This window comes from Marinomonas sp. ef1, assembly GCF_002806845.1.
Classification (GTDB): Bacteria; Pseudomonadota; Gammaproteobacteria; order Pseudomonadales; family Marinomonadaceae; genus Marinomonas; species Marinomonas polaris.
In genome coordinates this window covers 264,055-276,237 of record NZ_NHTT01000005.1, presented here as the reverse complement: position 1 = coordinate 276,237, position 12,183 = coordinate 264,055, and the positions used below count along the sequence as shown (strand labels likewise).

The window sequence follows — 12,183 nt, the reverse complement described above, 5'->3', positions numbered from 1 at the left end:
CTATCGTTAAGGAGTAAAGTGTATGACTACAAATTTAAATGGAAAAGTAATTGCGATAACTGGCGCGGCATCCGGTATTGGTTTGGCGTGTACAAAAGCCTTTATAGAACAAGGTGCTAGCGTTGTGTTAATTGACCGTTCCGCAACCGCACTAGAAAAAGCGTGTAAGGAGCTTGGCAGTAAAGCGCTGCCTTTAGTTATCGATCTTTTGAAAAACGAAGAAGTGGATCATATGTTAGAAGGTATTTTGTCTTTAACAGATGGTCGTTTAGATGCTTTCCATGCAAACGCGGGGGGCTATGTCGGTGGTGTTTTTGCTGAAGGGAACCCTAATGAGTGGGACCGTATGCTGAATTTAAACATTAATTCTGTCTTTAGGTCCGTTCATGCTGTCTTGCCACATATGATCGCTCAAAAAAGTGGCGACATTATTGTTACTAGCTCTATCGCGGGGATTGTTCCTGTGGTTTGGGAGCCAATTTATACTGCATCTAAGCATGCGATTCAGGCGTTTGTTCACACACTACGTCGCCAGCTAAGCGTGCATTCCATTCGTGTTGGCGCTATCGCTCCAGGCCCTGTAGTAACTGCTTTATTAGACGATTGGCCAAAAGCCAAAATGGAAGAGGCGCTTGCTAATGGTAGCTTAATGCAACCAGAGGCAGTCGCTGATGGTGTTGTCTTTATGCTCACAAGACCTGCCAATATTACGATTCGTGACCTCGTGATTTTACCCAATAGTGTGGATTTATAAATGAACAGCTTAATGAATAAAACCTCCAAGTCTTATGTGATTGGGGTCGATGTTGGAACAGGAAGCGCTAGAGCTGGCTTATTTGATCTACAAGGTAATATGCTACATGTTGCGAAGCATGAGATCACAACGTTTCAAGATGTCGATGCTCGATACGAACAATCGTCCGACAATATTTGGCAAGTCATCTGTGCCTGTGTGAAGTCCGTCGTCAGTGCATCGAAATTGTCTGCTGATGCTATTGTTGGCTTATCATTCGACGCCACCTGCTCTTTAGTGGTCGTAGATGAGAGCTTTGCCCCTTTACCCGTTGGCGAGCATAACATTGCGGAACGCAATGTTATTGTTTGGATGGATCAACGAGCAACGGACCAAGCTCATGATATTAATGCACTCGGTCATAGTGTTTTAAACTACGTTGGGAATCGCATCTCACCAGAGATGCAAACACCGAAATTATTGTGGCTTAAAAAATACTTGCCAGAGACTTATCACAAAGCTGCGCATTTCTTTGATCTAACGGATTACCTTACCTTTAGGGCTTCAGGTTCATTGGCACGGTCTATTTGTACGCTTGTGTGCAAATGGACTTATCTTGCCCATGAAAGCCGTTGGGACGCCTCTTATTTCGAAGCCATTGGGTTAGAAGATTTATCTCATACTCAGTTTTCAAAAATCGGCTCTGAGGTTGTTTCTCCAGGAATATCGTTAGCTCAAGGCTTAACGGATAGTGCTGCAATGCAACTTGGGTTAAACGCAGGAACCGCTGTGGCGGCTGGGTTAATTGACGCTCATGCTGGCGCTATTGGATCTGTTGGAGCGCTAACAGAAGACGGAATTTCTGCGCCCTCTGAATGTATGGCTTATGTTTTTGGCACCTCGGCTTGTACCTTAACGACCTCATCAATTGAGATAAAAGTTCCCGGTGTTTGGGGGCCTTATTTCTCAGCAATGCTCCCAGAAATGTGGCTTAACGAAGCTGGCCAGTCTGCGGCAGGGGCAGCAATTGATCACTTGGTAATGATGCATCCTTCTTCGGCCGAAGCGCAGCAGTTAGCAAAGGAAGCCAAACTTCCTTTGAGTGTATGGCTGTCTAATCGTGCTAAATCAAACATTCATAATTTGAGTGAAGCGATCAATCTAGCCAAGGGTGTTCACGTTGTCCCTGAGTTTTTGGGTAATAGGGCACCTTTTGCTGATCCAAAAGCCAGAGCAATCATAGCGGGGCTAAATATGGATAAATCTATTGATAGCCTAGTAACACTTTATATCGCTGGTATTTGCGGACTTGCTTATGGGTTGCGACAAATTATCGAAGCTCAGGCAGAACAAGGGTTGACCATCTCAAGGGTTATTATCAGTGGCGGTGCTGGACAAGACCCATTGGTGCGTCAGCTCATTTCTGACGCAACTGGTAAAGAGGTTATTGCGCCAAGCTCGGATGAACCCGTCATGCTTGGAACCGCTATGCTAGCCGCGGTTGCTGCTGGCAGATATTCCAACTTAGAAAGTGCGATGAAAGCCATGTCTTCTTTTGGGAAAAAGTATTTACCGGCCGAGACTGATATCTGCAAACAGCATGATGCTCGATTCTTAGCGTTTTGTAGACTTCAATCTGTTGCTAGGGAGTTGTAACCGTGACATTCGATACTGAAATAGCAGTGGCATCTGAACTTGGAAAGCTCAAGTTAATTATCTTTGATTGCGATGGCGTGTTAGTTGACAGTGAAAATTTGTCTATTGCGGCTTTGCATGATGTGATTCTTAAACAAGGTGGAATACTGAGTGAAGAAGAGGTAATTCAACAATTCCAAGGTCGCAGTATGAAATCGGCACGGGATGAATTGTTTGCTAAACAAGGCGTAATGCTATCGCAGGAATCGTTGGATGAAATGAACAAACAGTTGTTTACGTGTTTTAAAGAAGAGCTACAGCCCGTTCAAGGTGTAAGGAGCTTCATTGAATCACTCGATTTGCCTGTTTGCGTTGCTTCATCCTCTCATCCAGAACGAATTGATGTGAGTCTAACTGCTACAAAGCTTAAGTCGTATTTTGCTGGCAATATTTTCTCTTCCACTATGGTTCAAAGTGGCAAGCCAGCACCGGATTTGTTTTTATTTGCAGCAAAAAATATGTCTGTTCCTGCGGACTGTGCTCTAGTTATTGAAGACAGTCCTGCTGGTGTCGAAGCCGCTCGACGTGCCGGGATGCTTTGTATAGGCCTGACTGCTGGCTCTCATGCAAAGCATCCAAATCACAAACAACGACTTATTGAGGCTGGAGCCCATTGGGTTGTAAGTAGCTATGAAGAGGTTGCTGAAGTGGTTGAGAAGCTATCAGAGATCAACTAACCTAAGAGCAATGGACTTATCAGACTTTACTAGACACCATCAAACTCGAAAATCCTCATGAAGTCTCTGCAAATGTTCTTTCAGTCGTTTTTTATGCTCTTCATTCATCGGTAGGTTTTTTAAAGCCTCAGGCCAAAGGCTTCTGGCTTTTTCCATCGTATCGTCTAAATGTGGTTTGATCGCTCGCCATGGAATATCTGATTTAATTGCCCAATGTTCAAAGTGTTTATATGAGACATCATACCAAGCCTTCGTCTTTGCAAGGTTAAGAGCGAAGTGTTGTTCGTTTTCAATATAAACACTGGTGGTGACTATGTCGTAAGCAGGCGAGAGTCTGGGAGTTACTTGATCTAAATACAGTAAGCTCCAGTTTTTCAAATGGGCGTCGCCGTTTGCTAATAGGATGTTGGCGAGTAAACGACGGGCAAGTTGTTGGGCGTCATTTAGACCATCACCAGAAAACTGATACAAGATTTTTGCTATTTGTTCGTAGTTGCCTGAACTGTATTTTTCATGTGGGTACTTCACAAGAACTTGAGCAAAGTCTTCCATATGAATGCGTTGATCGTCACGTCGATCAAATCGTTTTATGGCGAAAGCTAATTTTTCATCAGGAAGATTGATTTGAGGAAGGTTGTCTAATTGGTCTATCTCGACCAATTTTATTTCAGGAATATCAACGCCAATGAGAGAGGCGAGAGTCATGGCTGTGAACTCGTTTGCGGGCACTTCTTTGTGTTTAGTAGAGGGTGTTTTCACAATCCAATCGCCAAGCACATTGTCTTTCGAAAGATTATATCGACCGTCTTTTTCTTTCATGGAAAACTTCATCTGAACGCCTGCCAAGGAGAACTTGTTCTCTTGGCTGAGTTTGTCGAATTTAACCGCTTTTACTTGACCATGAGATGAGAATAAATGGACAGGAACATCTTCAGGCTCCATCGGTTCAGCGACTAATGCACCCGGTAAATCCATACCCAGATAAGACAAAATATGGAACTCATTATCAACATGAGTTTTGAGCCCTTGAGCGATCAGTTCTCGCAAAGAACCTTCAGGCAATAGATTGGACAAAATAGGGTGCAGACGTTGGTTTGTCGCCCATGGCTCAGATAGCATTTTATCGGCACGTGGAAAATTTGGATGGGTGGTTAAGCTAAAAGTGGGGCGCGCTATATTAGATTGAAAGCTTTCAGCAAAATGTAAAACATTACGTCCATTCTTTGCCCCTGCCAAATACCCCACTAGATGGCCATGTAACGTCAACTTAAGAACACTAATTTCCGTTGTCATATTCGTCTCCATCTTCTAATAACCCTTTCCATGGATCATCCGATAGTTTTTTTTGTTCATCAGAATGATCAGACTGTTTGTGCGGTAAAGATGTGTTGTTACCATCACTTTCAAGAACAGCTAAAACAGCATTCAGCTTTTCTTTTGGAATCAGCATGACGTCGCTATTTAGGCCCTTAGCAATCAGTTCAAGCGTATCGAGTCTTGGGTTGCCTTTTGCTTCAAGCCGCTGGTATTGCTGCCTAGAAATACCAATACGCATTAGCATGTCATTCTGCTTGAGTTTCAGTGCTAAACGGCGATTTTTGATTTGCTGTAGTAGATTTATCATAAGGAAACTAATAAGTTGCTTTTTAATGTATAGAAACATATTAGTTGCTATTTTGGTTTAAGGCAACTAAAGAGTTTCTTTTTTCGGGCTTAATGATTAGTGTAAGTGGCATAGAGATAGCCGTTGATAATTCAAATAGCCTACCTATTCAAATCATGGTGTGATTTGAATATTGCGGATAATCTCATCATCACCTTTATGAAGACTAAGTTGGTGAAAGTTGCTATAGAGGAAAATTGAGCGTGAAAGCAGGGTGGTCTTGAGCAAATTATTTTATGAATTGGTCTACAAAATAATACGTTATAGGTTATTTTTTGTAGACCTTTTATAGTGCTGAGAAGGCTTTAATCCCACTGAAATTCAATTTTATTACGAATCAAAGTAACAAATATGTCCAAAATTATGCTTTGATTCAAAGCAATTTAAACCATGCATTTATGGGTATTTTTGCCTTTAAAGTATGGGGTAATTTGAGATGCTTTGATTCGAAGGGTAGAGGTCATGAGCCAAAATGGGCCAAAATCCCCTGATATAGAGCTTTATTGCCTTATATTGCTTTGATTCAAAGGATGTGTGTTTACTAAGGCGTTGAATACGTTATATAAAGTAGTTCATTGTCATGTAAGGGAATGTTCAGAGTAACCTTGACATGGTAGAGGTCTATTTTCCTTAAATTTTCCAAACATCTCTGTTTTTTCTTGGTGTTTACGGGCTGTTTGGCTTGTTTGGTGTAATTGAAAAGTTGCCTATATTGCTGTCATTTTCGTGCAGGCATAAAAAAGAGAGCAGTTAGCTCTCTTCTTCGTCGATTAGTGCTGAGTTGCGATTAATCCTAAAGATACTTTTTTAGTCAGATTTTCTAGCCAATTTTTATCGCCAATGAGCGAAATATATCACTTAGTTAGTGGTGTACTTACATGCCGTTAGACTGTTTGCAATGTTCACAAGCGCATTGCAAACAGCTTGTTTGGAGTTGGCTTCACTATTTGATATTAAGCTTTAAGCTGTGCAATATTGAGTGCTTCGCCACATTTGATTATTGATCGCTTTTGCGTATTAGCGTAAAGAGCTAGCTCGTTAAGTACTTCTGCTCCAAGAAAATTTTGAAATTCTGTCTGATTGGATGAAATTTTGTAGTCTGTTTGAGCGTTATCTCCGAGATTTGACTGGAAGATTCCGGCAGCACTAACTGGTAAGAAGTCTTCATATACTAACGGTTCATACTCGATGTAGCCGGCATCAATTAAGTCCTTTAAGTTAGTTGGAATAGTCGTATTGTTTAATGCTTCATAGCCTTTATCCGTTACAAAATAGCGGAAGTAGGCGAGGTTCTGATCGTGCATTTCCTTATGATTATCGGGGAACTGAGAGAAGTGTTTTTCTAGTATTTCTGTGTAGCGTTGTGCGTTTTCCTCATTAGGAAACTCTTTCAATTCAGACCGACTAGCATTCAGCAATTCATCATATAGCGTTCTACCCTTTGGAGTTAAAGCCGCACCGCGTTGTTCAATCTCACCGAAACGAGCAGTGTGACTGCCTGCTTCACTGTCTTGATCGCTGAACGCCACTTTTTCTTGTAAGGCTTTGAAGCTAGTTTGACGTAGTAAAATAGGACAATTACGACGTGGTGGGCCTTCAACAACGGCTTTTGGCGTAATGTTTCGAGTTGGCATTTGAGTTTGAACTTGGTCGATATCTAGTGTGCGGGGAGTCAGGTGGTTGATGTGAGGTCCCTTGAAGGCAACCACATCCGCAATTAATCTGTGCTGATCATGCAGTTTTATATATTCATCACTTGTGACGGTTGCAGTCTTGTGCCAGCGAAACGTTTCTAACGCTTCATTAATGAAAGTCTCAGAATCAACTTGGCTCAGTCCACCGTTGAGTTCACACTGTTCGATTAGTTCTAATACTCTCGGAGTGAATATTTGTCGTTTAGCCAACGTGTTTGCTGCGAATTTTTGTGTCTCTCCGTTATCTATCAATTCGAGTCTAAGTAACGATGTGAACACTCGAAAAGGACTGATTTGTAAGTCTTCCTCATGTATTGCGCGAAACGCTGTGGAGTGCACTGGTACACCCGCTGGTGTTAAATCGTAGTATCCAACTGGTTCCATTCCCATGACGGCAAAAAGACGACGAATCGTTGAAAGCTCAGATGGTGTGCCTACACGAATAGCTCCATGACGTTCCATGGATAGGCGTTTCAACTCGCCAGTTCGTTCTAAATGAGCTTTAGTATTTGGTGATTTTTCTAGTACTTCTTGATTGATGTCCTCCACCAAAGAGAGTAGGTCACCATAAAGAGGTACTTCTTCTCGATACATATCAGACATGTGCTTAGAAAACTGCGCGCGGATTTCAGATGGGTTAACAAAATTCTCATTCTTTGGCTGCATGGTTAAAAACCTTTTGGAATTATTTAATTGGATTTTTTTAATCTGCGGACTAGTACGCTCATTTATACCTTTAACACGAATCAGTTTGGTTTAGGTTAGCTTAAAACATAAAGCGATTTATATGCATAACATCATTCCAAATTTGAATGGAAGACTTGGAGTTCAAAATTTTTTAGCACGATAAGGGCATTGATCCTGAAGTTGTTTAAGGTTTGGGAAGGGGATTTTTTGATGAGGTTTTTGTTTTGGTTGGTTTTTTTTAATTTTTCTAAATGTATTTTTTTAGAGGAGAGTAAAGCATAAAAAATTATGCATTCATAAAATGAATGAAAGGTGTTCATATTTTGATGTTGTCTTGTGCTTTTCTTTTTAAGAGTATGTGTATGCGTATTGAACATACAAATAAAAACCCAAAGCCGAAATAAAAATAAAAGAGGCAAAAAATGAAGATTAAAAATGCAGTTATCGCGATTTCTCTTGTTACTTCAAGTGTTGTGATGGGATTGGGGGCAAGTTCTGCTTATGCTGATTGGCCAACCAAGGACATCCACTTAGTAGTGCCGTATTCTGCGGGCGGCAATACGGATGTACTGTCGCGTCAAGTGGCGGATTTACTGCAAAAAGAACTGGACGTAAACATCATAGTAGAGAACCGACCTGGTGCCGGTTCAACAGTAGCGACGGGGCGACTTGCTCGTGGTGGTCGCGATGCTGATCACACTATTTTGATGGCATCACCTGGGCATGTAATTGGAGCCTCCATCTATCCTAACCTTCCTTATGACGCTGTAAACGATTTTAAATTTATAGAAAAGCTGCTTGATGCTCCAAATATTATGGTTGTGCCTTCTAGTAGTCCGTACAACACCGTTGCTGAATTTATTACAGCGGCTAAATCTAAGCCTATGACCTTCAGTCATCCAGGCGTTGGCAGCTCCATACATATGTCTGGGGAGTTATTTAAAACACTGACTAAAACAAAACTCACTGCTGTTCCATTCCCTGGTAGTGGTGCAGCACTTCCTGCTCTTTTAAGTGGTGATGTTGATGTTTCATTTGAAAACGCTTCTACCGTTCTTCCTCATATTCAGTCTGGTGGGTTGAAAGCTCTTGCCGTCACTTCAAAAACTCGTTTCAAGGCATTACCTAATGTGCCAACGGTTATAGAAACTGAAGGTTATGATTTGGGTGGATTTGTGACAACCGTGTGGAATGGCGTAATTGCAGGAAATGGCTTCCCGGATGAAGGCGTTGAGGTATTACAAGCAGCATTGCAACGTGTGAAAGAAAGAAAAGAGTTTACTGAATTCATCGACAAAATGGGCGCTGAGAAGAGCTCTGTTTCTGGTGAGGACTTTAAGTCGTTTATTGCCTCAGAAGTTGAGCGTTGGAAAATGGTTGCTGAAGAAGCTGGTGTTCGTCAGAACTAATGTGGTTACCGAGCGAGAGAGGTAGGTTTTTTCTTACCTCTCTCAATACTAGTAAGCTTAATAAGGTACCTAAAATGTTCAAAGGTTTTAAGCAATCATCTGCTGATATTTCGACAGTCTTGGTTGGCGGTGTGATGCTGGCCTTCGCTTGCCTGTTATTGTTTTATCTTATCCCTCAATATGTGACTGAGCCTGCACTGGTTCAGAATCCTATGATGTCTCCAAGCTGGCTACCTCGTTATATGGGGTGGTTGATTTTTCTAATAGCGATTTTGCTCATTATCCAAGGTTTATTCCGTAATGATAAAGACAATAAGGAATCCGCTGGTTCTGAACGAGGCCCCGTTTTACGGTTTTTGTTAATGGCTCTGGCGTTGGTAGTCTATTTGTCTTTTTTTGAGTTAATTGGCGCCATATTTAGTGGCGTCCTAGCCACTCTTATACTCTTTGCTGCTCACCCAATTCGAAAAAAATGGGTATATAGCCTCGCATTTATTATTCCTGTTGTTATCACTTTATTGTTTACCAAGGTTCTAGGTGTGCCATTACCTGTAATGCCTTATTAAATAAGATTCTTGAGTATATTTAGGATTGTTTTATGGAAAATTTTTCAGAAGTTTTATCGCTCTTTTTTGTGTGGGATAACTTCATTGCAATTGCTATCGGTGTCTTTTTAGGTGTTGTAATTGGTGCTATTCCTGGGCTTACAACAACCATGGCTGTGGCGTTAGCATTGCCTTTTACATTCTCTATGGAGCCTGTCTCAGCGATACTTCTACTAGTGGGGATATATAAAGGTGGTATGTATGGTGGGTCGATAACAGCAATATTGATCCGTACACCAGGCACACCTGCTTCAGCTTGTACGCTATTGGATGGCTATCCTATGGCGCAAAATGGCGAGGCGAAGAAAGCACTAAAAATGTCCCTATATTCTTCAGTGATAGCCGATATCATATCTAATATTTCACTGATATTTTTTGCTGCGTACCTTGCGAAAATAGCTTTAAATTTTGGTGCTCCGGAATTCTTTTGGCTTATCTGTTTCTCCCTGACCATCATCGTGTCTTTATCAGGGGCTTCCGTTCTCAAAGGCTTTTTAGCGGCTGCATTAGGGCTCATGATTTCCTTAGTAGGTTTAGACCCTGTTTATGGATCTCAACGACTTACTTTTGATGACTACAATTTGATGGATGGGATTTCGTTTATTCCCTTGCTAATTGGCCTTTTCGCTATCCCTGAGGTGATTGGTTTTTACCAACGAAAAGTCGCATCAAAAATTGTTATCAATGCAAATGGCAAAGAGGTTTCTTGGAGTGAGTTCAAAAGATGTCTTAAAACGATTGTTCGAGGCAGTTTCATTGGCGTCATCATTGGTGCTATTCCAGGTAGTGGTGCGACCGCAGCAGCCTTTATTTCTTACAGTGAGGCGAGAAGAAAATCTCCTAATAGAGAAAATTTTGGTAAAGGTGAAATAGAGGGCGTTGCAGCAGCCGAAGCTGGAAACAACGGTGTAGCAGGGGCGACTATGATTCCTTTGCTTTCTCTTGGTATTCCTGGCGATGTGGTGACGGCTATTATTCTGGGGGCATTCATGATTCATGGACTGACGCCGGGTCCTTTAATGTTCCAAGATAATCTCTCGCTCATCTACGCGCTCTTCATAGGAATCATGGTCAGTTCCTTATTTTTATTAGTAGTTGGGCTTGGCGCTATAAAATATTTCTCAAAAATCGCAGATGTTCCAAAGGAAATATTATTCCCAATCATTGTGATGTTTTGTGTCTATGGTGCTTATGCCGTCAATAACAATACGTTTGATATTTGGTTAATGATGGGCTTTGGTGTTCTAGGTTATATATTCAATAAAACAGGGATTGCTTCTGCACCTTTTTTAATTGGATTCATATTAGGCCCCATGTTCGAAGATAACCTTAGGAGATCATTGTTAATTGGTAACTATGATATGTCTATTTTCTTTAGAGGACCGATTACATGGTTCTTTATCGTGCTGACACTTGGGTCAATTTTCTTTTCTTTTAAACGATGGCTTGCTTATAGGAATAAATAGAAAGCCATTATTCTTATTTAAAGACTTAATTCTAAATTGAAAAATTATTTATTTCCTTTTTTAGGTAAGGGTTAACCCTGCCTGTTTATAAAGATTTTTATATTCAAACTTATTATAAGGTTGAGGGTTCGTATGGATACTTTGTTGGATTTCATAGAAAAAGTGGTGGGAGCAAAAAATATCCTTCGTGGTGAGGATGTCCGTGCTCGACCTGCAGATTGGATTACAAAAGAGCCGTGTTTGGCGTTAGCGCTTGTTAGACCCGCTAATGCTGAACAGTTATCGCAAGTAATGGCTTTGTGTTACGAAGCGGATCAGCCAGTTGTAACACATGGTGGTTTGACTGGGTTGGTGCGCGGTGCTGTAGCTGCATCGAATGAGTTAGTTATCTCGCTTGAGCGTATGACTGAAATTGAATCGGTCGACCCTGTGGGCGGCACTTTGACCGTTCAGGCTGGGGTGCCACTTCAAATCGTTCAAGAGGCTGCGGAGCAAATCGGGATGCAATTTGCTTTGGATTTAGGGGCACGAGGGTCTTGTACTATCGGTGGCAATATTGCGACGAATGCAGGTGGTATAAGAGTTATTCGTTACGGCATGATGCGTGATCAAGTGCTAGGTCTTGAAGTGGTACTGGCTGACGGTTCAGTGGTCAGTTCAATGAACAACATGCTGAAGAATAACGCTGGTTATGACTTAAAACATATGTTCATCGGAAGTGAGGGAACACTTGGAATTGTTACCCGTGCGGTTCTCAAATTGCAACCACAACAGTCTGCGTCACAAACGGCGCTAGTCGCTTGCGACAGCTTTGAAAGTCTTGTTGGGTTACTGCAGCACATGAGACAAACATTAGGAGGAGAGCTCGGTGCATTTGAAGTGATGTGGCGCAGTTATTATGCATTATTGACGAAAGAAAGCGGTCGTCATAATGCCCCTCTAGATACGGATGCGCCTTTTTATGTGTTGATAGAGAGTTTGGGGAATGACCAATCTGAGACAGCTCAACGATTTGAGCAGGCTATTACATTGGCTTTTGAAAAAGAGCTTTTAAGCGACGCCGTAGTTGCAAACTCCGATACACAACGTGACCGTCTTTGGGCTATTCGGGAGGATATCGAAGGGCTTTCTGAATTAATTGCTCCACGCTTTGTTTTTGATATTAGCCTACCGATTGTAGACATGGATACTTATGTTAATGAACTAGAGGTGTCAGTGAGAGAAATCTGGCCAGATGCCAAAGTCGTTGTATTTGGGCATTTAGGTGATGGTAATTTGCATGTCTCAATTTCGACAGGGGATTCCAATGAAGAAACGCGTATTAAAATTGAGAGTTTAGTTTATAAGCCACTGCAGGAAATAGGTGGATCCATTTCAGCTGAACATGGAATAGGATTAAAGAAAAAAGATCACCTAAGCATATCTAGAAACCCTGGTGAAATAGCACTAATGATGAGGCTAAAAGAAGCGATGGACCCAAAAGGTTTATTGAATCGTGGAAAAGTTTTGCCGAATAAAAACTAAATTACTTAATAAATAATATCGAGACCTATT

10 protein-coding genes are annotated in these 12,183 nt (G+C 41.5%); 7 read left to right on the top strand and 3 right to left on the bottom strand.

What is annotated here, in order from left to right; all coding sequences use genetic code 11:
* Positions 1 to 22 precede the first annotated feature (22 nt).
* From CCS02_RS09215 to CCS02_RS09205, 3 genes are read left to right on the top strand one after another with little or no spacing between them, the layout of a single operon-like run.
* A complete protein-coding gene (locus tag CCS02_RS09215; protein WP_100187029.1) occupies positions 23 to 754 on the top strand; it encodes an SDR family oxidoreductase in 732 nt (243 codons plus the stop codon).
* A complete protein-coding gene (locus CCS02_RS09210; RefSeq protein ID WP_198515354.1) occupies positions 755 to 2,389 on the top strand; it encodes an FGGY-family carbohydrate kinase in 1,635 nt (544 codons plus the stop codon).
* Positions 2,390 to 2,391: 2 nt separating this feature from the next.
* Positions 2,392 to 3,105 carry an HAD family hydrolase gene (locus CCS02_RS09205; RefSeq protein ID WP_100187028.1) on the top strand — a complete coding sequence of 238 codons (714 nt, stop codon included), beginning with the start codon at positions 2,392 to 2,394 and terminating at the stop codon, positions 3,103 to 3,105.
* A 39-nt stretch (positions 3,106 to 3,144) separates the two neighbouring features.
* On the opposite strand, the gene CCS02_RS09200 is transcribed toward CCS02_RS09205, so the two are convergent.
* The 3 genes from CCS02_RS09200 to hglS form a co-directional block, all read right to left on the bottom strand.
* Positions 3,145 to 4,398: a type II toxin-antitoxin system HipA family toxin gene (locus tag CCS02_RS09200; protein WP_100636393.1), complete on the bottom strand. Its 1,254-nt coding sequence runs from the start codon at positions 4,396 to 4,398 to the stop codon at positions 3,145 to 3,147.
* Positions 4,382 to 4,729 (bottom strand): helix-turn-helix transcriptional regulator, encoded by a 348-nt coding sequence (locus tag CCS02_RS09195; protein WP_100636408.1) that lies wholly within the window; start codon positions 4,727 to 4,729, stop codon positions 4,382 to 4,384. Before CCS02_RS09195 ends, CCS02_RS09200 begins: the two co-directional genes overlap by 17 nt.
* A gap of 992 nt (positions 4,730 to 5,721) precedes the next feature.
* On the bottom strand, positions 5,722 to 7,128 hold the full coding sequence (hglS, locus tag CCS02_RS09190; RefSeq protein ID WP_100636392.1) for a 2-oxoadipate dioxygenase/decarboxylase HglS: 1,407 nt from the start codon (positions 7,126 to 7,128) through the stop codon (positions 5,722 to 5,724).
* Positions 7,129 to 7,571: 443 nt separating this feature from the next.
* On the opposite strand from hglS, the gene CCS02_RS09185 reads away from it, so the two are divergent.
* The 4 genes from CCS02_RS09185 to CCS02_RS09170 all read left to right on the top strand — a co-directional run bounded on the left by CCS02_RS09185 (position 7,572) and on the right by CCS02_RS09170 (position 12,153).
* The gene (locus tag CCS02_RS09185) at positions 7,572 to 8,558 is read left to right on the top strand and encodes a Bug family tripartite tricarboxylate transporter substrate binding protein (protein ID WP_012070843.1); all 987 of its coding nucleotides are present in this window, start codon (positions 7,572 to 7,574) and stop codon (positions 8,556 to 8,558) included.
* A gap of 74 nt (positions 8,559 to 8,632) precedes the next feature.
* Positions 8,633 to 9,124, top strand: coding sequence for a tripartite tricarboxylate transporter TctB family protein (locus CCS02_RS09180; RefSeq protein ID WP_100187025.1), 492 nt, complete (start codon positions 8,633 to 8,635; stop codon positions 9,122 to 9,124).
* A 32-nt stretch (positions 9,125 to 9,156) separates the two neighbouring features.
* Positions 9,157 to 10,629 (top strand): tripartite tricarboxylate transporter permease, encoded by a 1,473-nt coding sequence (locus CCS02_RS09175; RefSeq protein WP_100187024.1) that lies wholly within the window; start codon positions 9,157 to 9,159, stop codon positions 10,627 to 10,629.
* A 132-nt stretch (positions 10,630 to 10,761) separates the two neighbouring features.
* The gene (locus tag CCS02_RS09170; protein ID WP_100636391.1) at positions 10,762 to 12,153 is read left to right on the top strand and encodes an FAD-binding oxidoreductase; all 1,392 of its coding nucleotides are present in this window, start codon (positions 10,762 to 10,764) and stop codon (positions 12,151 to 12,153) included.
* Positions 12,154 to 12,183: the final 30 nt, after the last annotated feature.